General features: G+C 36.4%; 17 protein-coding genes and 3 pseudogenes. 9 read left to right on the top strand and 11 right to left on the bottom strand.

Going from position 1 to position 22,296, the window contains the following annotated elements:
• Window positions 1-60: 60 nt before the first annotated feature.
• Entirely contained in the window at window positions 61-1,026 is a 966-nt protein-coding gene (locus HCJ50_RS00455; RefSeq protein WP_185346966.1) for a DMT family transporter, read from the bottom strand.
• 116 nt (window positions 1,027-1,142) lie between these two features.
• Between HCJ50_RS00455 and HCJ50_RS00450 the strand changes: the two genes are divergently transcribed.
• From HCJ50_RS00450 to HCJ50_RS00440, 3 genes are all read left to right on the top strand, one after another.
• A complete protein-coding gene (locus HCJ50_RS00450) occupies window positions 1,143-2,021 on the top strand; it encodes a LysR family transcriptional regulator (protein WP_185346968.1) in 879 nt (292 codons plus the stop codon).
• A gap of 58 nt (window positions 2,022-2,079) precedes the next feature.
• Window positions 2,080-2,553 carry a MarR family winged helix-turn-helix transcriptional regulator gene (locus HCJ50_RS00445; RefSeq protein WP_185346970.1) on the top strand — a complete coding sequence of 158 codons (474 nt, stop codon included), beginning with the start codon at window positions 2,080-2,082 and terminating at the stop codon, window positions 2,551-2,553.
• Between the two features lie 239 nt (window positions 2,554-2,792).
• Entirely contained in the window at window positions 2,793-4,019 is a 1,227-nt protein-coding gene (locus tag HCJ50_RS00440; protein ID WP_185346972.1) for an MFS transporter, read from the top strand.
• A gap of 94 nt (window positions 4,020-4,113) precedes the next feature.
• Here the strand turns inward: HCJ50_RS00440 and HCJ50_RS00435 are convergent, their stop codons facing one another.
• Together HCJ50_RS00435 and HCJ50_RS00430 are read right to left on the bottom strand one after the other, a co-directional pair.
• Window positions 4,114-4,800: a hypothetical protein gene (locus tag HCJ50_RS00435; protein WP_185346974.1), complete on the bottom strand. Its 687-nt coding sequence runs from the start codon at window positions 4,798-4,800 to the stop codon at window positions 4,114-4,116.
• A gap of 438 nt (window positions 4,801-5,238) precedes the next feature.
• Window positions 5,239-5,595 (bottom strand): annotated as a pseudogene (locus HCJ50_RS00430) (ATP-binding cassette domain-containing protein); the annotation flags it as partial.
• Here HCJ50_RS00430 and HCJ50_RS00425 point away from each other — a divergent pair.
• A pseudogene (locus HCJ50_RS00425) lies at window positions 5,595-5,719 on the top strand (phosphate-starvation-inducible protein PsiE); the annotation flags it as partial. The pseudogenes HCJ50_RS00430 and HCJ50_RS00425 sit on opposite strands and share 1 nt — an antisense overlap.
• Window positions 5,720-5,979: 260 nt before the next feature.
• Here the strand turns inward: HCJ50_RS00425 and HCJ50_RS00420 are convergent.
• Window positions 5,980-6,951 carry a leucine-rich repeat domain-containing protein gene (locus tag HCJ50_RS00420; RefSeq protein WP_185346976.1) on the bottom strand — a complete coding sequence of 324 codons (972 nt, stop codon included), beginning with the start codon at window positions 6,949-6,951 and terminating at the stop codon, window positions 5,980-5,982.
• A 173-nt stretch (window positions 6,952-7,124) separates the two neighbouring features.
• Here HCJ50_RS00420 and HCJ50_RS00415 point away from each other — a divergent pair, with 173 nt between their 5' ends.
• On the top strand, window positions 7,125-8,036 hold the full coding sequence (locus tag HCJ50_RS00415; protein WP_003719018.1) for an AEC family transporter: 912 nt from the start codon (window positions 7,125-7,127) through the stop codon (window positions 8,034-8,036).
• A gap of 111 nt (window positions 8,037-8,147) precedes the next feature.
• On the top strand, window positions 8,148-10,109 hold the full coding sequence (locus HCJ50_RS00410; RefSeq protein WP_185346978.1) for a fructose-1,6-bisphosphatase: 1,962 nt from the start codon (window positions 8,148-8,150) through the stop codon (window positions 10,107-10,109).
• Window positions 10,110-10,361: 252 nt separating this feature from the next.
• Here the strand turns inward: HCJ50_RS00410 and nifJ are convergent, their stop codons facing one another.
• The 3 genes from nifJ to HCJ50_RS00395 all read right to left on the bottom strand — a co-directional run bounded on the left by nifJ (window position 10,362) and on the right by HCJ50_RS00395 (window position 16,525).
• Window positions 10,362-14,012, bottom strand: coding sequence for a pyruvate:ferredoxin (flavodoxin) oxidoreductase (nifJ, locus tag HCJ50_RS00405; RefSeq protein WP_185346980.1), 3,651 nt, complete (start codon window positions 14,010-14,012; stop codon window positions 10,362-10,364).
• Window positions 14,013-14,172: 160 nt separating this feature from the next.
• Window positions 14,173-15,807, bottom strand: coding sequence for a Na/Pi cotransporter family protein (locus tag HCJ50_RS00400; RefSeq protein ID WP_185346982.1), 1,635 nt, complete (start codon window positions 15,805-15,807; stop codon window positions 14,173-14,175).
• Between the two features lie 298 nt (window positions 15,808-16,105).
• Window positions 16,106-16,525: a MerR family transcriptional regulator gene (locus tag HCJ50_RS00395; protein ID WP_185346984.1), complete on the bottom strand. Its 420-nt coding sequence runs from the start codon at window positions 16,523-16,525 to the stop codon at window positions 16,106-16,108.
• 195 nt (window positions 16,526-16,720) lie between these two features.
• Between HCJ50_RS00395 and HCJ50_RS00390 the strand changes: the two genes are divergently transcribed.
• Window positions 16,721-17,578, top strand: a complete 858-nt coding sequence (locus HCJ50_RS00390; RefSeq protein WP_185346986.1) for an aldo/keto reductase — start codon at window positions 16,721-16,723, stop codon at window positions 17,576-17,578.
• Window positions 17,579-17,618: 40 nt separating this feature from the next.
• Entirely contained in the window at window positions 17,619-18,155 is a 537-nt protein-coding gene (locus HCJ50_RS00385) for an acyltransferase (RefSeq protein ID WP_203573204.1), read from the top strand.
• Between the two features lie 18 nt (window positions 18,156-18,173).
• Here the strand turns inward: HCJ50_RS00385 and HCJ50_RS00380 are convergent, their stop codons facing one another.
• Complete coding sequence (locus HCJ50_RS00380; RefSeq protein WP_185346988.1) at window positions 18,174-19,046, bottom strand: LysR family transcriptional regulator; 873 nt, start codon at window positions 19,044-19,046, stop codon at window positions 18,174-18,176.
• A 117-nt stretch (window positions 19,047-19,163) separates the two neighbouring features.
• Between HCJ50_RS00380 and HCJ50_RS00375 the strand changes: the two genes are divergently transcribed.
• Window positions 19,164-19,736: a DapH/DapD/GlmU-related protein gene (locus HCJ50_RS00375; protein ID WP_185346990.1), complete on the top strand. Its 573-nt coding sequence runs from the start codon at window positions 19,164-19,166 to the stop codon at window positions 19,734-19,736.
• An 82-nt stretch (window positions 19,737-19,818) separates the two neighbouring features.
• Here the strand turns inward: HCJ50_RS00375 and HCJ50_RS00370 are convergent, their stop codons facing one another.
• The 3 genes and pseudogenes from HCJ50_RS00370 to HCJ50_RS16050 form a co-directional block, all read right to left on the bottom strand.
• Window positions 19,819-21,096, bottom strand: a complete 1,278-nt coding sequence (locus HCJ50_RS00370; RefSeq protein WP_185346992.1) for a hydroxymethylglutaryl-CoA reductase, degradative — start codon at window positions 21,094-21,096, stop codon at window positions 19,819-19,821.
• Window positions 21,097-21,135: 39 nt separating this feature from the next.
• Complete coding sequence (locus tag HCJ50_RS00365; protein ID WP_185346994.1) at window positions 21,136-22,104, bottom strand: winged helix DNA-binding domain-containing protein; 969 nt, start codon at window positions 22,102-22,104, stop codon at window positions 21,136-21,138.
• Between the two features lie 82 nt (window positions 22,105-22,186).
• Window positions 22,187-22,288: pseudogene (locus HCJ50_RS16050) on the bottom strand (LPXTG cell wall anchor domain-containing protein); the annotation flags it as partial.
• Between the last annotated feature and the right edge of the window lie 8 nt (window positions 22,289-22,296).

Below are 22,296 nucleotides of genomic sequence, written 5' to 3'. Positions count from 1 at the left end.
CTTTCATTGCACGCAACTGTCATACTGCTGGCATTTTTCTCGCAAAAAAACCAAGAAGCTTTATCTTGGTTTTAGTGTTTCTTCATTTAAAAGAGTTATTTTCGGAATTTCTCTTGAAGCGATAAATGTAAGGAAGGAACCGATAAGAATGATGATAATACCAATCGCGGTATGGAAGTTAATGCTCTCACCAAGAATAATCCATGCGAATATCGGTGCTAACGCTGGTTTAATAAAAAAGACAAGTGAAGCAAGTGATACACCCACATTTTCCATTGCAAGAAAATAACTAGAAAAACCAATTCCTGTCACGCCAATACCTAAATAAAACAATAGTGGTAAAGACGCCCATCCAATCCCGCTAAAAACAGGAACATTCGCAAAAGCCGGTAAGCCGTTTGTCATAAAACTATTTGCAATCACTGGAATATGAGTGAATAGCATAATGACTAAAAGCTCTGCGCTACCAAAAATAAAAGAAAAACAAGTGATTAAAATGCCATTATAATGATATTTCTTTGTACCGAAACGACTGAAAACACTATAAATTGCAAAGGTAATCGCTGCTAAAACTGCTAGCAATATCCCAATTGGATCTACCACTTCAAAAGGATTAATAATGACCACAATACCAATTAGACTCACAATAATAGAAATAATCGTTAACCCAGCAAGTTTTTCCTTCAAAAAAAGAGCAGCAAATGTAAGCACAAAAACTGGATTACAACTAAAGATAATCGCAACCGTGGATGCCTTTGTATACCCGATTGCTAATTGGAATAAAATCATACTAATAACGACACAAAAAAAACCTGACCAACAAAAAAAGCGAATATCTTTCGCTGTAAGTTTAGCCTCTTTTTTTAATTTTTTTACGGCTAATGGTAATAAAAATAGCCCACCCAGCGCAAACCGTAAAAATGTAATTTGAATGGGGTTAAATGTTCCGTTCGTTAGTTTAATAGCAATCTCCATCGAACTAAATAGAATCGTTGCGATTGCAATATACAAGTAGCCTTTTTTCACTGGCTGACACCTTCATTTCTTTTTTGCACCTTTTATTATATAATGAGCATTAATAACAAACAAATCATTCATTCGATTGTTTCGATGCATTTTACACATAGAAAGAAGGATGAAAAGTGGATTTTAATCAATTACATTACTTTATTGTTACTGCTGAAACCGGTCACTTGACACAAGCTAGTGAGAAACTCGCACTATCACAATCTGCGCTTAGTCGCTCAATTGCTAATTTAGAGGCAGAACTTGGCTTACCTTTATTTGACCGAAAAAATCGAAGTATCCAGTTAAATAAAGTCGGCAAAGTCTTTTTAGCTGATGCAAAAGAATTGCAACTTAAGTGGCTGGCTGCACAAGAAAAAATCCACACCTTAGCAAATCCAGACTTTGGTGAAGTTTCAGTGTCCTTTGTTCCTACACTAGGATTGTCGTTTATGCCAGAGCTATTAAAAAAATTTCAATCAAACTATCCAACAAATGTTTTACGACTGAAAGAAGTCCCAGCCAAAGAAGTATTGAAGGATATCTTAACCAACAGGAGTGATATTGGAATTAGTACTGTAAGAGATAGACAAGAAGGACTTGAATATATCCCACTTTTCACAGAAAAATTTGTTCTGATTGTATCAAATAAAAATAAATTAGCTCAGAAGAAAAACTTAACTTTACAGGATATCACTGATGAGGAATTTATTCATTTCGCAGAGCATACTTATTCTCGAGAAGTCGTAGAAAATGCGCTTAAGCAAGCTAATATCGCTTTAAAAGTCCGCTATGACGGCTTAGAAATTGGTAGTATTCTCGGACTAGTAGAAGCAAATATGGGTGTTTCCATTGTTCCTAAAACGGCTATACTAGATTTTGAACGATTGCAAATTTTTACAGTCCCCACTTCTGGAATGGAGCGAACCATTTACCTTACTCATGCAGCTAATGGATACATTTCCAGCGCCGCAAAACGATTTATCCACTTTGCGCAAGAACATACGAATAGTTGAAAAGGACACAAAAAATAGCTATACTAATACTAGATACATCTAATTAGGAGGTCATGACATGGGTAAGGACGAAGAAGTCATGGTAGAAATACGAGAATTATTTAATAAACTTGCTTGGATTAATAAGGTGAAAATGGAAGAAGCTCTTAAAGGATATAAACCATCCGAGGTGCACTGCATTGAATATATCGCTAAAAATGAAGATCCTAATGTAACCAAGCTCGCCGAAGCCTTCTACATGACCAAAAGTGCTATTAGTAAATTAACCAAAAAATTAATGGAAAAAGGATTTATTGAAAGTTATCAAAAACCAGACAATAAAAAAGAAATCTATTTTCGTTTAACATCTAAGGGATCTGCCATCAATCAAGTCCATGATGAATTACATCAATCCTTTCGTAATCGAGACAAAGTTGTTTTTGAACACGTTACCGATGAACAATATGCTGCGGTTCTACAGTTTGTAGACAAATATAGTAAACACTTAGACAACGAGATTAAAAAAATGGGTTTAAATATCAAAGCAGAATAAAATACGGAGGCTGGGACATAACTAAAGCTCAGCACTAAAAGTTGAAAAATAGAAAAGCGGAAATCATTGTATAGAGCCATTTCTAAAAATGGAATAGACATGATTTCTGCTTGTTTTTTATTTCAGAGGCCCTTTTTCCCAGCCTCTTTTTATTTTTAGTTGACAAGGAAACAAAAAGGCGTTAAACTGTTGTTAAGTTTCCTAGGACACAAAATAACGTACATCGATTGGAGAATCACATGCTTTCATCTAAATCACACGATACAAACAACTTAGTCAACAAAAAGACTTTATTATTTGGACTTATATCCGTCTTTCTTTGCGGGATGGGCTTTAGTATTATCATGCCAGTTGTCCCATTTTTAGTTGCTCCTTATGTAAATAATGCAAGTGATCAGGCACTGATGGTCACGCTTTTGACCTCGGTTTATGCTTTTTGTGTTTTTTTCGCCGCACCTGGTCTCGGCGCTTTAAGCGATCGTTTTGGTCGCCGTCCCGTTTTACTTATTTGCCTATTTGGTTCAGCGATTGGCTACTTCACTTTCGGCCTTGGTGGTGCGCTTTGGGTACTATTTTCTGGTCGTATTATTGAAGGTATTACTGGTGGAAGTGTTAGTACCCTGTTTGCTTTCTTTGCTGATATTACCCCTCAAGAACAGCGCACAAAATACTTTGGTTGGGTTAGCGCTGTGGCTGGGACGGGTGCCGCTATTGGTCCTGCACTTGGCGGTCTGCTCGCACACTTCGGCTATGCTACTCCGCTTTTTTTCGGAGCAGTCATCACCTTAATCAATTTTGCATTCGGCTATTTCTACATGCCAGAAAGTCTTGCAAAACAAAATCGTTTGCAAAGCATCCCTTTGGTAAGACTTAATCCATTTTCACAACTATTCCATATTCTTTCCATTCAAAATTTAGGTCGCTTACTCGTATCCGCTTTCTTAATTTGGATTCCAAATGGCTCACTTCAGGCCATTATTTCTCAATTTACGATAGATAGTTTTAGTTGGAAACCAGCACTAATTGGTCTGATGTTCTCGATTATGGGAATTCAAGATATTCTCTCGCAAGCCTTTATTATGCCTAAACTACTACTTAAATTACGTGATAAACAGATTGCCATTTTGGGGATGTTCGCAGAGATTGTTGGTTATAGTCTAATTGCCGCTTCTGCGATATTTAGTCACGCTTCCTTGTTGATAATTGGCATGTTTATTTTCGGCTTTGGCGATTCTATTTTTGGGCCTGCATTCAACGGTATGGTTTCCAAATCAGCCGATGCCAGTGAACAAGGTCGTATCCAAGGTGGTAGCCAAGCCATTCAATCACTTGCCCGAATTATCGGTCCACTAATTGGTGGTCAAATTTATATAACATTTGGTCATGCTGCCCCTGCTTTTATGGGAGTCATCTTGATAACCGTAGCTATTTTTATCCTTTATAAAAAAGCTTCTGTAGTGAAATAACAAAGCATTTCTTACTCATATTTTTTCCATACAAAAAATTTATATGGACCTGTAAGTAAATCAAGCCTAATTTTTTGTTAGCTATACAACGATTTTAACTTATTTTACGAATAGTCCTCTCTTGTTTTAATGCGACAGGAATCATCATTAATCCTGCAATAATCAAAGCTGTAAATATAATCGTGAACGTAGCTCCCCAACCGTGCAAAGTATAACCAAATATATTCATACCTGATTTAGTTGGGTCTGTTATATAACCAAGGAATACTTTTGCAAAAGAATCTCCAAATAGATAAGCAAATGTTCCTGTTAAACCATTTGTTACAGCTAAAGCGCTCTTAGGAACAAATTCTATCACAGAAACTCCAATTAAAAGTTGAGGACCGAATACTAAGAAACCTAGAATAAATAAGATCCCTGTTGTGGCCTGTTTTGTAATTAATAAAATCCCAATAATAATCGAAATAATAGCGGAAACACCTAGTAGAAAACTCATTATTTTTTTCGCATTTCTACCGTCAATACCATAACCTAATATGGTTTTTCCAATTCCATATGCAACGGAAAAAGCTAAATCAATCATCCCTAATTCCGTCGTGCTGAAATTATTCTGTTCAATAAATAATGTCTGCGCAGCTTTAAAGTTATTTCTTAGAAGGTATACTGTTAAATAGCAAACAAATACAGCCATAAATGCAACAATAAAGTTCCTGAACCACTGCTGCCTTTGTATTTCTAATGGGATATGATAGTTCTTTCTTTTTAAACTGAATAATGACATTACTATTTTCCTTTCATGTTTAATCTTCATTCCAAGCTAAGTTTAGAATGTTGTGATAGGCATTGCCCTCTATATGATGAGTGCCTCCACTCGAGAGTTTATTAGTAAGTCCCAAATAATTAATCTTTCTAAATCATGGCCAATGATTTTTGTAAAAGTACCCTGAAAGTAATCTTCCTTTGCAAACGGTTTCATTGAAAGTTCACGTGATACTTCCTTCTACCACTTGCTACTAAAAAAGTTTTAATAACTGATTTTCTCTTTCATGCTGTTAAACACTATGTTTAAAATATAAACTAAATTAATTCTGCTCGTCATTAACACTTGTTAAACTCTAAGTGAAAACACAAAGAAAAACAGAAATTATCTTTACTATTTTCTAGATAATTCCTGTTTTCCAATAATATGAAAGCTCCTAGATAGGAAACCAATTTTTTATTAAATCGTATTAAATTGAGCATCGTATAATCTCTTATAGGCACCGGTCTCCCTAGCTAAAAGTTCGTCATGGGTGCCAGTTTCTGCAATTCCAGTTTCATTAACAACAATAATTCGATCCGCATGCTTAATTGTCGCTAAACGATGCGCAATGATCATGGTTGTTCTTCCCTCTGCTAGCTCTTCTAAAGATGCTTGAATAACTTGTTCTGACTCCGTATCTAAAGCAGAAGTTGCCTCATCTAAAATTAAAATAGGTGGATTTTTCAAAAACATTCTCGCAATTGCTAGGCGTTGTTTTTGTCCACCAGATAGTTTTACTCCGCGTTCTCCAATAATCGTATCGAGTCCATCCGGCAATTATTCGGTTTATTATTGTCGATCATTCGAGTGCGACTTCTACACTCATTTTATCTGAGCAATCTTACTTCTCGTTGCCGCACTATTTCTAGCTAATACGAAGATGTTGAAACGAGAATAAAAAACAGGAGCATTCGGTAATTTTTATAATTACTAAGTGCTCCTGTTTTTTGTTTTTCGATGTTTTTTTGTGGCATTGGAACACTAGCTTTTTTGTTTTAGAGTTCCTTCTCTAATCTATAGCGGTATCGCTTGATTTCTTTGGGACGAAACTGTCCCTTTTTCAACTGCAGTACTTATCCGTTACTTCTGCCTCCGCTTTCGATGAATCAAGCTGGATTTCTATACAAACCAGCCCCCTCATTCCCTAAATAGTTTTTTCTATTCTACAGTTACACTAATCGAATAATTAGCAGTTATATGACTACCATAATAATCTTGTACATATAGTTCGATACTATGAGTGCCTGTTGTTAAAGCTTCTGTTGGGATAGGGAGATAATAATCGGTTGGTGCTAATACGTTTATTTCCTGACTGGTTCCATCAATGAAAAATTCCCCTATAAGGCTAATTTCACCTTGTTCAGTGAACTGATTCACGATTGGTAAGTAGATGGAATAAGAATCACCTTGTTGAATAGTAATAGGTTCAAACGTGTAGGATTCATCTATAGCCGTAATTGGAAATCCCCATTCCGTGCTAAAAGTCACGCTCTCTGGAATTTCTGTTATATGATTTCCGCTCAAGTTAACCAGTCCTTCATTTTCGCCAAGATGTTCTAAGTGACTCCATGCATCAAGCGGAAGATTCGTAATATTACAATCAAATAAATTTATATTTTGCAATGCATCCATACCAATAAACATCGGAAAAGCATCGCTAAAATCATTTTGACTTAAATCCACATTGGTTAAACTTGGGTAATTAGCATCCGGAAAAGATGTAACATAGTCATCAACCAAAATCATTTGTTCAATGTTCGGAAAAGCTGTAAAAACTGGTAATGCTCCAATTCTTCCATCATCAATCGTTAATCCTTTCATATTTGGAAAAACCTCGTTATTGAAAACACTCAATTGTTCTCCTGTCAAATGAACGCCTTCCATTGTTAAATGTGTAATCCCGTCTAAATCATCTTGTGTAATCACATCATCCACACTATCTTTCCCAGTGGCTAGTGCAACCCAGCTAGCAATATCTTCATCTGGAAAGGCATCAATAATTGGTGCAGGTAATGGATACGTCTCTGTTACTTCACTGGCACTAACATCTAGCTTAAATCCACATAAGCAAACCGCAACAACAACCAACAACCATATTTTCATCCAATTTTTCTTCGCTGTTAACTCCATTAGTAATTCCTCCTTTTTTTTCTTATTAAAAAGTAACATGTTTCACAGAGATAAATGACTTTGCATCACATTTGAACAAATAAATGACACTAACTAAAAATACTAATTAAATTCTTATACTTTTTCGAATGTGGTACAATAAATCTACAATCCATATAGAAAAGAGTGATGCTATGCAATTTTTACTTATTTTACTTCCAGTTTTCGGGATTTTTGCAATTGGATTTATTGGCCAAAAGACATTAAAATTTGATATTCCAAACTTGTCTAAATTAACGCTTTACTTAATGTCCCCGTTTCTAGCATTTAATACTTTTTATACCAATCCACTTTCGATGGATTATCTTTATTTGGCGATTTACATTTTTGCCCTATGTTTAATTTTAATTTTACTAGTCAGTTTGATTAGTTTTTTACTCGGTTATAATTTGCAAGATCGTTGTGCACTAATCCTAGCTAGTGCATTTATGAATAACGGTAATTACGGGACACCCGTTGTACTTCTTGTTTTTGGTGCAGTTGGGCTTGATATTGCTGTCGTTTTAATGGTCTTGCAGCAACTCGCAATGAGCACGATTGGTATATATTTTGCTGCAAAAGGTAGTAAAGAATCCGATGGTATGAAAACAGTTATGAAAAAAGTTGTTCGGATGCCGATTGCTTACGGGGCGTTGCTCGGGTTAGCACTTCAATTGCTACATATTTCACTACCATCTGCTTTAATGACTTGCGTAAAACTCGTTGGAGATGCGGCGATTCCAACAATTATGATTGTTCTTGGTATGCAGCTGGCGGTCATTTCCTTTAGAAGAATCGAGCTTGGGAAAGTAGGTATTGCCCTAGTTTTAAAATTGCTGGTTGCCCCACTAATTGCACTTGGATTAACATTTATTCTTCCGGTTGATGAGATGACCAAGCAAATTATGATTCTGCTTGCGGCAATGCCAACAGCAGCAAACACTACCCTAATGGCAGTTCAGTTTGATACGAAACCTGACTTAGTTTCTAGTGCTACTTTTATTAGTACGGTATTAAGTATTATCACACTACCTATTGTTTTATATTTCCTTCATCCAGTATTCTAAGACGAGCCTATGCCCGTCTTTTTGTATATACCAATATCAAAACAGAACATTTGTATTACTTGTATTTAAGAAATATAATAGCTATACCAATTATAAAAGGGGTAGTGCCTCATGGAAGAAATTGACATGAAATATTTACGTTTACTTGCAAAACAATATCCTACTATTGCAAAAACTGCTACAGAAATCATTAATCTAGAGGCAATTATGAATTTGCCAAAAGGAACGGAGCATTTTTTAAGTGATGTACACGGGGAATACAGTGCTTTTGAACATGTTTTACGTAATGGCTCAGGGGTGGTAAAGCGGAAGATTCGTGACATTTTTGGCACCGAATTAGATGATGCAGAAATAAACTCGCTTAGCACGCTTGTTTACTATCCAGAAGAAAAAATGGATTTGATCGCGGAAGAATTAGTAGATATGGATGGTTGGTATCGCACGACGCTTCTTCGATTAATTGAATTTTGTCAATATGTTGCTTCTAAATACACCCGTTCCAAAGTACGAAAAGCAATGCCAGCAGATTTTGCTTACATATTAGAAGAGTTACTACAAGAAAACTACAATGACGATGATAAACGAATGTATTATGAAGAAATTATTCAACATATTATTTCGCTTGACCGTGCGGAGGAATTTATTAGTGCCTTGTCTCGCCTAATTCAGCAACTCGTCGTTGATCATTTGCACATTGTTGGAGATGTTTATGATCGTGGACCGTACCCGGATAAAATTATGGACACGCTAATGAATTACCATTCGCTTGATTTCCAGTGGGGTAATCACGATATTTTGTGGATGGGAGCGGCAAGTGGTTCCAAGGTTTGTGCAGCAAATGTGATTCGAATTTCCGCTCGTTATTTAAACTTAGATATTTTAGAAGATAGTTATGGTATTTCCCTTCGTCCACTCGCTCTTTTTGCTGATGCTATTTATCAAGATGATCCATGTACTTATTTCCAACCTAAGATTGAAGAGAATCTCGAGTATAGTAATGCCGAAATCACACAAATTGCACGGATGCATAAAGCTATAGCGATTATCCAATTTAAATTAGAAGGAGAAATTATTGTACGACATGACGAATTCCATATGAAACACCGTCTCCTTCTCGATTTTATTGATTATCAAAAAGGGACAATTCGTTTAAAAGGACAAGATTATGATTTACTTGATACACATTTTCCAACAATTGATCCGGAAAATCCGTACCAATTGACTCCTGCCGAACAAGCGCTTATTGAAAAAATTACTGCTTCTTTTAAAAATTGTCATCGCTTGCAAAAACATGTTCAATTTTTATATGCGAAAGGTAGCATGTTTTTAACTTATAATGGGAATTTGCTTTATCATGGTTGTATTCCCCTTCACGAGGATGGAACTTTTATGGCCATGGAGTTACGGAAGAAAAGTTATGCTGGTCGCCAACTTTTGGAACAATTTGAGATTCTTACACGAGAAGCTTATGTACACCCCGCAGGTACAGTTGAAAAGAAATATGCCAGCGATATTGTTTGGTATTTGTGGACTGGCGCCATCTCCTCTTTATTTGGAAAAAGCGAAATGACTACTTTCGAGCGATATTTTATTGCGGATAAAGCAACTCATACGGAAGAAAAAAATCCGTATTATAAGTTGCGTAATGAGGAAGCAATTTGCCAACAAATTTTAGAGGAGTTTGGACTTGATGCAAATTGTGGTCATATCATTAATGGGCATACTCCTGTAAAAGAAGGCAAGGGAGAAAGTCCAATTAAGGCGGATGGAAAAATGCTTGTTATTGATGGCGGCTTTGCAAAAGCGTACCATAAAAAGACTAAATTAGCGGGATATACGTTACTATTTAATAGTTATGGGCTACAACTAGTTAGCCACCAGCCTTTTACAACGAAAGAGGATGCTGTTAAAAATGAAACTGATATTCTTTCTACGAGGCAAGTAATTGAGATGGAAATTAATCGGAAGCGGGTTAAAGACACAGATATTGGTAAACAGCTCCATACACAAGCAGAAGATTTAAAAAAACTTTTAAACGCGTATCAAAATGGTTTACTTCACGAAAATCATTGATACAACAATAAAAAATTGTCATAAAACTTTCACATGTCGCAAATTGCCTTAACTGCAACGTGGTTTCGTATATTTGCCTGTTTTTATATCCTTTTTACTAGTGCAAGATTGCTCAAAAAAAGTTATATTAAAATAGTAGCTATTTCTTTATATTTTGCTCACTAAAGAATATCTATTCATTCCCACATGGTTTATGATTCCCACAAATCATAAACGAAAAAAGGATCCAGAAAAAATTTCTGGATCCTTTTTTTATTTCTCTTGTTCGCGCGCCAGTCTTCTAGCTTCTCTAGCTGCTTTTCTTGCAGCGCGTTCGTCATCAACTGGAGCTGTTCCACTTGTTTCAGCAACTTCTTTTTTCTTGAATATTTTTTCTAAATCTAATCCAGCCATTGTCGCATATCGTTTAAAACGTTTTTCAGCATCGGTTCGTGTTTTTTCCGATAGCTTACGGGCTACTTCTGGATTTGCTTTATATAAAGCTGAATAACGTGTTTCTCGTTTTAAGAAATCTTCAAATTGGTCAAAATCGACTTTTTTGAAGTCCATCGTCATTGGATTTTTCCCTTTTTCTTCTAGCGCTGGATTATAACGATATAAGCTCCAATAGCCGCATTCTACAGCTTTTTGCGTTTCGGTTAACATCGTTTTCATTCCACTTGAAATACCGTGATTAATACATGGCGTATAAGCAATAATAAGCGAAGGACCAGGATATGCTTCTGCTTCCTCGATTGCTTTTAAAGTTTGTCGCTTACTTGCTCCCATCGCAATTTGTGCTACATAGATATTACCATAACTCATCGCCATCACGCCGAGATCTTTTTTACCTACTGATTTTCCGCCAGAAGCGAATTTTGCAATAGCGGCTGTTGGTGTTGCTTTGGAAGACTGACCACCTGTATTAGAATAAACTTCATTATCCATTACAAAAATATTCACATCTTCTCCTGATGCTAAAACATGATCAATTCCACCAAAGCCAATATCATAAGCCCAACCATCACCACCAAGCATCCACTGTGAACGTTTAATAAATAGTTCTCGATCATTATAAATTGATTCTAATATTAAGTTGCCATCCATTTCACTTAATAGAGCAAGTTGTAACTGTTCAGCTCGTTCACGCGTATCTTCGCTAACATCCATCTTCGTTTGCCATGTAGTTAACACTTCACGTAAATTATCAGAAAGCACCTCTTCTGTTAGTGCTTTTGAAACCTTGTTACTTAAAGCTTTTCGCATGGTTTGATTGGCTAGATACATACCATATCCGTATTCTGCGTTATCTTCTAATAAGGAATTTCCCCACGCAGGTCCATGCCCTTTATCATTGACAGTGTAAGGCGTTGCAGGAGCTGATGCCCCCCAAATAGACGAACAACCAGTCGCATTAGCAATCATCATACGGTCACCAAACATTTGCGTTAATAATTTTACATAAGGTGTTTCACCACAACCAGCACAAGCACCCGAAAACTCAAGTAATGGCTGTTCAAACTGGCTTCCAGGAACAGTATTTTTCTTACTTGGATTTTTCTTAGGTTTTACATTGATAGCAAATGACCAATTCGGATTTTCTTTGGCAGCTACTTCTTCAAATGGTTTCATAACCAAAGCTTTATCCTTGGCTGGACAAGTTTCTGCACATAAATTACAGCCTGTACAATCCATTGGCGAAACTTGTATCCGATATTGAAGACCATCTTTCCCGCGCATTTCTCGAGTCATAAAACCTTCTGGAGCAGATGCTAATTCTTCTTCATCTGTTAAAATTGGACGAATTGCAGCATGAGGGCAAACAAATGCACATTCATTACACATCGTACAGTTTTCAGAAATCCATTCCGGAACTTCTAGTGCAATTCCGCGTTTTTCATAAGCTGCTGTTCCTGCTGGATACGCTCCACTCACCATACCATTTGAAATTAAATCTCCAACTGTTAAGGCATCACCTTCTAATCGATTAACTGGTTCCAGAATATTTTTAATATATGCTGGTCGATCAGTAGCCGCTTCTTTGGTTACCGCGGTTTCCCCATTAGCCCAGCTTTCAGGCACTTCTACTTTGTGTAAATTAGCTACAGTTTGATCCATCGCAATAATATTTTTCTCGGCTACTTGCATATCTTTTTTTCCATAAGTAGCAATAGCGGATTGTTTTAGATCTGCAAGTGCTTTTTCAAATGGTAAAATATCAGTTACACGGAAAAAGGCAGTTTGCATAACTGTATTAATTCTCCGTCCAAGCCCAGCATTACCAGCGATTTTCATTGCATTTAATGTATAAAACTGAATATTATTTTTTGCAATATAAGCACGCATGTTAGCTGGCAAATGGCGCTCTAGTTGTTCTCCTTCCCAAATGGTATTTAATAGAAATATACCACCTGGTTTTAAGCCTTTTAGCAAATCATAAGAACGTAAATAAGCAGATGTCGAACAAGAAACAAAGTCAGCTTGTTGAATTAAGTAGGCTGACCGAATGTTTTTTTCACCAAAACGCAAATGGGAAACAGTCAGTCCTCCCGATTTTTTGGAATCATAAGAAAAGTAGCCTTGTGCATACAAATCCGTATTATCCCCAATGATTTTAATGGCTGCTTTATTGGCACCAACTGTCCCATCTGATCCAAATCCCCAGAATTTACATTGGAACGTTTTTTCTGCGGTTAAATCACTTGGTCCGCTATTTAAAATGGAAAGATTTGTAATATCATCAGTAATACCAATCGTGAAGCGAGGTTTTGGTTTTTCTTCACTTAGGTGCGAATAAACACCAAGAATCTGGTCTGGTGTAACATCTTTTGAACCTAAGCCATATCTTCCTCCAATAACTAGTGGTCGCGTTTCACTATCATAAAGCACACTTTGAACATCAAGTAATAGTGGCTCACCGCCTGCCCCTGGTTCTTTCGTCCGGTCAAGTACAGCCACACGCTCTACTGTGTTTGGTAGTTTTGCTAAAAAGTTTTCTGCTGGAAATGGGCGATATAAGCGGATATTTAATAATCCAACTTTCTTACCTTGTTGCGTTAAATAATCAATTACTTGCTCAATGACAGGTGTGACAGATCCCATTGCCACAATGACATCCGTCGCATCGTCTGCTCCATAATAATTAACTAAATCATAATCCGTTCCACGTAGTTGATTAATTTCTTGCATGTAATTTTGGACAATACTAGGAATCTCTTCATAATAGCGGTTAACCGTTTCCCTTTGTTGGAAAAAAATATCTGGATTCTGGTTAGAACCAATTGTTTTGGGATTATTTGGTGTCATCGCTCGATCTCTAAATTGTTGCAAGGCAGCTTTATCAAGTAAATTTTCTAATTCACTATATTCAAGCACCTCAATTTTTTGTAATTCATGACTTGTTCTAAACCCATCAAAGAAATTTAAAAATGGTAAGCTTCCTTTTAAAGCGGCAAGGTGAGCAACTGCAGATAAATCCATTACTTCTTGGACAGATCCTTCTGCTAACATCGCAAAGCCAGTTTGTCTTGTTGCCATTACATCACTATGATCGCCAAAAATATTAAGGGATGCTGCCGAAATGGTTCTTGCAGATACATGGAAAACGGTTGGTAAAAGTTCTCCGGCAATTTTATACATGTTTGGAATCATCAGTAGTAAACCTTGGGAAGCGGTGTATGTACTAGTCAGTGCTCCTGCTTGAAGTGAGCCATGAACTGTTCCAGCTGCCCCTGCTTCTGATTGCATTTCTACTACTTTCACTGATTCATTAAATAAATTCTTTTTGTCTTTTGATGCCCATTCATCTACGAGTTCTGCCATTGTAGAGGACGGGGTAATTGGATAGATTGCTGCAACTTCTGTAAATGCGTAAGAAATATAGGCTGCAGCAGTGTTTCCATCCATTGTTTTTCTGTTTCGCATAAGACTAAACACTTCCAGTCATTCTAGTTTTATAATCATTCTTATTTTACACCACAATTTGGTTATACTCAATGCTTCACAAGGACTAATAAAAGTGTATATTTTTAACAAAAAAAGAAACTAGCGCCAAAATAACAGCTAGTTTCCTTTTAAAGCTTTTTTATTCATTTAATTCTAATACCGCTTCGGCAATGTTGTTCGCGTGATCGCCTATTCGCTCCAAGTCACTCACAATATCAATATATAAGATACCACTTACTACTTGGCATTTCCCTTCATTTAGGCGGCGAATATGATCTTTACGCAATTTCCGCTCTGCCTTATCTATATCTTTTTCGACAACAATGGTTTCTTCTGCCAGCGCTCGATCTTTTTTATGCATTGCTTTTACGGCACGTTCGAAATTTTTTGTTGTTAATTCAAACATGCTAATTAATTGATTGGATGCTTCTTCAGACATTTTAGCTTTATTTTTAATCAATTGGTCGATATTTTCAACGATATTTTCCATATGATCGCCAACTCGTTCAATATCACGAACGGTGTCGAGCATTAATGCATGTTCTTCTGTTTCATTATTCGTAAGAGCAACCGACGAAATTTTTGTTAGATATTCTGTAATTTTTCGATCTAAATTATTTACTGCTTCTTCGACTTGGATAGTCGACTCTGCATGCTTCGGCTCCCGATTTACCAAGTATTCGCGTGCTTCCTGTAAACCGAATTTCGCATAATCTGCCATTCGCAGTGTTTCTTCGCGCGCCATTTCTAGTGCAATCCCAGGAGACTGGTCAATTAAATTCGTATCAAGATGTTTAGTTTTATAATCAATTCTTGAATCGTCACCAGGAATTATTTTCGTCACTAGCCATGCAAATGCTCCAATAAACCAAAACTGGATAAAGGTATTCGTGATATTAAATGTTCCGTGGGCAACGGCAATTGTCATTTCTGGATTTAATCCAAATAGTTCTTGTAAATATGTTATTAAGGAAGAAAAAATCGGTAGGATGAGCATGAAAATTACAGCACCAATTAAATTGAAAATAACATGAGTTGCTGCTGCACGTTTCGCGGCAATGCTAGCACCAATTGCAGCAAGTATCGCAGTAATTGTTGTACCAATATTATCACCAAATAAAACAGGTAATGCTGCTTGTAAATCAATTGCTCCTTGACCATATAATTCTTGCAATATCCCGATAGTAGCACTAGACGACTGTACTACCGCTGTAAATATGGTTCCAATTAGTAAACCAAGGAATGGATTTGTACTCATTTGTGCGGTTAAATCGTGGAAAGTTTCCATACCAGCAAGTGGTTTCATTCCTTGCCCCATCAAATCCAGACCATAAAATAACGCACCAAATCCAAAGAAAACTTGGCCGATATTTTTTACTTTATGATTTTTAAAGAAGAATAAGAGTACTGCTCCAACAGCGATGATTGGTAAGGCATACTCGGATAATTTAATACCAATAATAAAGGCGGTAACAGTTGTTCCAATGTTCGCTCCCATGATAACACCAATTGCTTGTTTTAACGTCATAAATCCTGCACTTACTAAGCCAACCGTTAAAACAGTTGTACCAGAGCTACTTTGAATTAATACGGTAACTAAAATTCCAGCTAGTACACCCATGAAAGGATTGGTTGTGTACTTGTCCAAAATATCACGGAGTCTATCACCAGCTGCCATTTGCAACCCATCTCCCATGAATTTAATACCGAAAAGAAAAATTCCAAGTCCCCCGATAAATTGAAAAATCATTTGCTGAATATTTATGTCTTCCATGAAAGTCTCCTTTTTGTTTGTAATCTTGATTTTATCCTCTTTTTTCATCATAAAAGAAAGTAAATGTAAGGTAAATAGATTTTTTTATTTCTGTACAGCTGTACTAGATTAACAAAATGAAACTGATTGATATGACAGCATTCACAACGTTCCGAATGTATTGTTAAGTTTTTGTAAAGACGAGCGCTTAAAGCTTTAGTCTCAGCAGCGATAGTTAGCAACAAACAGTTTATGCAACAAAAAACCTCACCAACTTCATAACAATAAAGCTAGTTGAGGTATTTTTCTGCTACATCTCTTATAAACCTGCCGAAAGTTCTTCCAATGATATTTTTTTGACAAATTCTTCTGCCGGAATATCTAAAAACGTTGTCGCATAATACTCTATTTTACGATCAAGATAGTTAGCAGATTCTTGCAATTCCTTCATTTTCATGTGAATAATTTCTTTTTGCTTTAACAATATTCTAAATCGCTCTGCAATCGAAGCAACACCTTCATTATTTAGTTCAACATATCGTTTTATATCATGGATACTCATTCCACAATTTCTCATATATTTTACATTCAACAGCCATAACTTTGCTTCGTCATCAAATAAACGATTATTATTTTTGTCCCTTGTAACATGTGGAATAAGACCTTGGTCCGTATAGTATCGAATAGCATGTGTCGTAAGTTGTAACTCATTGGCCATTTCTTTCACTGTGTATTGCATATTCTCACTCCTTCTTTAGAGTTACTTTAGCACGAACTGTTTCCAAAATCAATATCAGCCTTTTATTTACACAAAAAAAAGTTTAAATTTTATCATTGACTTCGTGTAACACGAATCTGATAAAATAACTTTAGATGCTAGCTAGACCATTTCTATATCGATCCACTATCATCAAAAAAATTAGGAGGTAACAAAATGAATAATCAAACAACTATCACTTTAAACAATGGAACTAAAATCCCTCAATTTGGGCTTGGTGTATTTCAGATTGAAGGAAATGAAGCGACCAAAAAGGCTGTTTTAGAGGCTTTAGCGCAGGGATACCGTCATATTGACACGGCACATGCTTATCAAAATGAACGTGGAGTTGGAGCTGGCATTAAGGAAAGCGGCCTCGCTCGAGAAGAGGTTTGGATTACTTCAAAATTATGGCCAAGTGATTATGGTACAGCAAAAACCACGATTGCGATTGATAAAATGTTGCAGCGCTTAGATACAGATTATATTGATTTGCTATTACTTCATCAGCAATTTGGTGCCTACAAAGAGGCATGGAAAGAGATGGAACTTGCTGTTGCTAGCGGCAAAGTAAAAGCCATTGGTTTGAGCAATTTTGAATCTAATCGCCTAGAAGAAATACTCCAAATCGCTACCATTCAACCCGCTGTACTTCAAGTCGAATGTCATCCCTACTACCAACAAAGTGGACTAAAAAAACGAATAGAACCATTTGGAATTGCTTTGGAGAGCTGGTATCCACTCGGACATGCGAACGAAGATTTACTAAATGAACCTATTTTTCAACAACTAGCTAAGAAATATGCGAAGACAAATGCGCAAATTATTTTACGTTGGCATATTCAATCAGGAAATATTGTTTTCCCGCGCTCGACAAAACAAAATCATATTCAAGAAAATATTGATATATTTGACTTTGCTTTATCTAATGATGAAATGGCAGAAATCAATCAACTAGATCAAAACAAACGTTTTTTCACATTAAGCTTAGCAGAACAAGAAGCACAATTAAGTCAGTTTATTCCTGAGGATTAAACTTTTATTGACAATAATGCATTACGAAGGAGGAAATAAATTGGAAAAAGTTTTTAATCCCATTGACATGCGTGAAACAAGTTATCAACCCTATATGGATGAGATGATTCGATCTAGTAAGTTAAGTTTTAAAATCAATCAAACAGAACCCTTCACGGAAGCTGCAAGAAAACTTACTAATGATTTATTACAAGGCTCGCTTCTTAGTTCGAGTAATATTATAGGACCTCTACAAATTGACAATGGTGCAAATTTCAAACTTGCAAACAATGTTTTTATTAATCATAGTTTAACTGCAATGGCAATTGGTGGAATAGAGATTGAAAACAATGTAATGATTGGTCCTGAAGTAACTTTATTAACCGCAAATCATGATTTTGATGATCATCATATTCTGCTCATTAGCAAAATCCATGTGAAAGAAAATGCTTGGGTTGGTGCACGAGCTACAATTTTGCCAGGAGTCACTATAGGGAAAAATGCAGTAGTTGCGGGTGGCTCCGTGGTTACAAAGGACGTTCCAGATAACACTGTAGTTGGAGGAAATCCAGCAAAGATCCTAAAAAAATTAGATTGACACTAAAAAAGGCTATTTTTATTCCAAATCCTTTTGAATCAATCGTAAGAACGTTTTTGCAGCACTAGAAAATGTAGCATTTCTTTTCCAAACAATATTTATGCTCGCATTTATTGGTGGCCGGAGTGGGATAAATGTCAGATTGGTAGCTGTTGTATTCACTATCCCATCGATACATACAGCACTAGCGATATTCTCTTTCACTAGAAGGGATGCATTATACAGTAAATTATAGGAACCAATGATATTAAGCTGATCTAAGTCTCCTCCTAGCCACTCTGATAGCTGATTATCCACTAATGATTGACTAGAAATCATTAGTGGAATTTGCTTAATTTCATTAGGTTCAATAGATTGATTACTTGCCAAGTTATGAGAATTATTCACTAAAAGCCCCCATTTATCAACAAGTGGCAACCTTAGATACTGATATTTCTGTTTGTCTACTGGATCAATGACTAATCCAAAATCAAGTATGCCATGGTCAATCTTCTCGAGAACATCATCAGCATTACCGCTATAAATTTGAAAATTAATTTCTGGATAATTCGTTCTTATTTCATGTAAATGTTTTCCAACAAATTCAAATGCACTAGTTTCTCCTGCCCCAATTGCAATTTGACCGCTAATCGAATCCGTCACAAGTAGATTAGATGTGGTCAATTCCACTAAAGCTAAAATTTCCTTGCCCCGCTTTGCCAAATAAATTCCTTCTTCCGTTAAAGTAATAGAACGATTTCCACGGACAAATAGCTTCACTCCAAGTATTTCCTCTAATTCTTTTAATTGTTTGGATAAAGTCGGTTGCGTTAAGTGAAGGACCTCAGCTGCCCTGCTAATTGTTTTTTCTCTGGCAACCGTTAAAAAATAATTTAACACACGTAGTTCCATCAAACCCTCCCTTTCTATAGACAAAATGAATATTTAAGTATTTAGTATAGGTATTATTCAAGTATAACTTTTTTATGTATAATTATGATAGTAAAAACATAACCTAGGAGGAATTATATGGAAGAAGCTACTTTACTAAAAAGAATAGTTGGAAAAGATATTTTACCTGATTCCCCTCTCTTTAAAGAAATCCATTTAGTGAAACATGCTAATGAGCAACTGATTATCGAATTAAATACCCAGTACCATACGAAAGAAATGATTTTACATTATTTGCAAGAAATCACCGGAAAAATGATAAGTCCCACTGTAGAAGTTTCGCTACCATTTTACAGTGATTTTGGAAAACATATTACATTTGGGAAAAATATTTTCATCAATCAAAATGTCACCTTGGTAGATTTAGGTGGGATAGTGATTGAAGATGATGTATTAATCGGTCCCGGTGCCATGTTATTAACAGTCAATCACTTGATGGAGCCAGCAAAAAGACGTGGCATAAACGTGGCTCCCATTCATATTAAAAAAACAGCATGGATTGGTGCTAATGCTATTATTTTACCTGGAATAACTGTTGGTGAAAATGCGATTATTGCAGCAAATTCCACTGTCACAAAAGATGTCTCCGCTAACACTATTGTAGCTGGCAATCCCGCAAGACAAATTCGAAAAATCGATCATACTGATTAAGTTCTTCCAAAAAAGCAGCTCTTAGATTCGTTTTCACACAAATCTAAGAGCTGCTTTCTTTTTATATTTTTAATTTCATCGACTAATTTTGTCGAAGTTTTTCTATATATGCTTTCGCCGCTAGTACATTCATTTGCTTGCTTTCTTGTAAAAATGTTGCCACTGCCTCAATTTCTTCTGCCTCTGCTCCCGCTGTCATTGCTAGCGATTTGGCTTGAAGTGACATATGACCACGCTGAATACCTTCTGTAACGAGAGCTTTTAGGGCTGCTAGATTTTGAGTTAAACCAACTGCACAAACCAACATCGCTAACTCCTTTGCAGATTCTACTCGAGCAATTTTTTGGGAAAGTGTAGCTATTGGATGGACTCCGATTGAGCCTCCTACAAAGGCAACTGGCATTGGTAAAGTTAGTTCCCCGATTAAAAAACCATTTTCATCTTTGGACCATTTTGTCATTGGTTTATAACTCCCTGTACGAGCTACATAAGCATGACTAGCTGCTTCTACTGCGCGCCAATCGTTCCCAAATGCCATAACAACTGCATCAATTCCGTTCATAATTCCTTTATTATGAGTTGCTGCCCGATAGATATCTGCATCAGCAAAAGTATAAGCTGCAATAATTCGGTCGCGAACCCATTCACCTGTCTGTTCTTTTGTTGCCAGACTTTCTGGTGAAATCCGACATGAAACGGTAGCTGTAGCGTCGTCTACTAGATTAGATAAAATTCGCATATTGGCAATCCCGTCTGTCAATCTTTCTAATTCTGGAGCCAAAGTTTCAACCATAGTATTCACCATATTCGCTCCCATCGCTTCTCTTGTATCTACAAGCAAATGCACGATTAGCAATGTTTCTTCTTGTGTAGTATTTGCTGTTCGAACACGAAGATTAACTGCTCCACCACCGCGCCGCTTTAATGATGGATGAGCTTCATTAGCAATTAACAGTAATTTTTCTTGGTTGTTAGTTATTTTTTCTATGGCTAGCTGTATATCTGGAACAGCAATTAACTCTATTTGACCAATCATTTGGCGGTCTGTTGCCGTTCCCTTGATACCACCATTTTGAGCAATTAACTTCGCTCCTGAGCTTTGAGCAGCAACAACAGACGGCTCTTCCATTGCCATTGGAACAATATAGTTTTTATCATTTAATCGCATATTCATCGAAAGCCCTAGTGGTAGCGAATAAATTCCAATGGTATTTTCAATCATATGGTTCGCTTTTTCCAGTGAAAGTGCTCCAGTAGATGCCAAAAATGCTTGCTCTTCTTCCGTTAAATCTGCATACTCAGCCAAAATTGCTCTACGTTCTTCTAAAGTTTTTTTATAAAATTTATCAAAAGCGTTCATTACTTGCTCACCTCAAATTAAATATTCTCCTCTCAACAACTATAGCATATTACGAAATTGGATGTAACGGCCCCAGTAATCTTCTTTCATATCAGTAAGGTTTTTCGGCTTTCCCCACTTAGCAACCACTTTTCCAGCCGTAATGATAGCCGGTCTAAAAATACCGTTTTTCGTGATAATCTCCTCGTGCCATTCTTCATCTAATACAATAGAACGATTTCTGTAACCAATAATCCACTCATCAAACCCAGCGAGAGGTATCGTTTCAAGCGAAACTGTATTTTCTACTAAATCATTTATAAAATAATCTTCAAATTGTGCGAAATCTGCCAAAGCAATTTTTGCATCTGCCACAGTGAATCCTGACCAAAAGCAAAAATCTCTTAAAGTTGCTGGTGCATGACTTTGGAAATAACGCTTTGCTAATTCTTTGATTGCTTCTTCGCGCGTATAAACTTTCGTTACTACAGGAATATGTCGCGTGTCACGGTAAGTTTCATCCGGGCCAGAACAAATAATTTTTCGCGAGCTTAAGTAAACAAGTAGCTGTGCAAAAGTAATTCCAGCACTTGGTAATTCGTTTTCAGCCAAATGTTCAGCTAATTCTTTTCGCGTTCGATGGCTACCTGCTACAAAGGCATCCACTACTTTGCTAGCTTTATGAAGAACTTCATTGGAAAGCCCTAATTTAGTTCGATAAGGCTGGCAAATTTTATCTATCATTGGCGCCGTTAAATCAATCATCCAGTGATAATCGTCTGCTGAAAAAAGGTGAATGGTACCTCTTAGAAGCCATGTGCGGATAACTTTTCCTTCATTGATAGCAGCTTTCACAGTAGTTTCGCTTGGTGAGATTAATCTACTTCCAACTGCCCAAAGAGACTGTCCATAATTTTGAGCTTGTATCGCACCAAAGTGAGCTACTACTTCTTGAGGGGATTGGAGCCATTCAGTTGGAGCTAATTTTTGGTTAATATAGCGATTTTGAATAATTATACTTCTTTCCATTAGCAACCTCTTTTTTAGTTTATTGTAGCATAAATTGGCAAGAAAAATCCCCTACAGCTAGGAATACTGAAGGGGATAATGCTTAATTAGCTTTAGTAGTTTTCATTAATCGATAAGCAGAAAACAGCAATCCTACTCCTAAAAGAGCCAAAAATAATGTTTGGTTCTTTTCTCCTGTCTTTGGTAGTTTTT

Source organism: Listeria immobilis, from assembly GCF_014322765.1.
Lineage (GTDB): Bacteria > Bacillota > Bacilli > Lactobacillales > Listeriaceae > Listeria > Listeria immobilis.
The sequence above is the reverse complement of the archived record's forward strand: the minus strand, read 5'-3'. Positions and strand labels throughout refer to the sequence as shown.

Bases quoted from the DNA above. Each gene is read 5' to 3' on its own strand.
- HCJ50_RS00445 (WP_185346970.1), top strand. From the start codon at position 2,080: ATGGGTAAGGACGAAGAAGTCATGGTAGAAATACGAGAATTATTTAAT.
- HCJ50_RS00440 (WP_185346972.1), top strand. From the start codon at position 2,793: ATGCTTTCATCTAAATCACACGATACAAACAACTTAGTCAACAAAAAG.
- HCJ50_RS00435 (WP_185346974.1), bottom strand. From the start codon at position 4,800: ATGTCATTATTCAGTTTAAAAAGAAAGAACTATCATATCCCATTAGAA.
- HCJ50_RS00420 (WP_185346976.1), bottom strand. From the start codon at position 6,951: ATGGAGTTAACAGCGAAGAAAAATTGGATGAAAATATGGTTGTTGGTT.
- HCJ50_RS00415 (WP_003719018.1), top strand. From the start codon at position 7,125: ATGCAATTTTTACTTATTTTACTTCCAGTTTTCGGGATTTTTGCAATT.
- HCJ50_RS00410 (WP_185346978.1), top strand. From the start codon at position 8,148: ATGGAAGAAATTGACATGAAATATTTACGTTTACTTGCAAAACAATAT.
- nifJ (WP_185346980.1), bottom strand. From the start codon at position 14,012: ATGCGAAACAGAAAAACAATGGATGGAAACACTGCTGCAGCCTATATT.
- HCJ50_RS00400 (WP_185346982.1), bottom strand. From the start codon at position 15,807: ATGGAAGACATAAATATTCAGCAAATGATTTTTCAATTTATCGGGGGA.
- HCJ50_RS00395 (WP_185346984.1), bottom strand. From the start codon at position 16,525: ATGCAATACACAGTGAAAGAAATGGCCAATGAGTTACAACTTACGACA.
- HCJ50_RS00390 (WP_185346986.1), top strand. From the start codon at position 16,721: ATGAATAATCAAACAACTATCACTTTAAACAATGGAACTAAAATCCCT.
- HCJ50_RS00380 (WP_185346988.1), bottom strand. From the start codon at position 19,046: ATGGAACTACGTGTGTTAAATTATTTTTTAACGGTTGCCAGAGAAAAA.
- HCJ50_RS00375 (WP_185346990.1), top strand. From the start codon at position 19,164: ATGGAAGAAGCTACTTTACTAAAAAGAATAGTTGGAAAAGATATTTTA.
- HCJ50_RS00370 (WP_185346992.1), bottom strand. From the start codon at position 21,096: ATGAACGCTTTTGATAAATTTTATAAAAAAACTTTAGAAGAACGTAGA.
- HCJ50_RS00365 (WP_185346994.1), bottom strand. From the start codon at position 22,104: ATGGAAAGAAGTATAATTATTCAAAATCGCTATATTAACCAAAAATTA.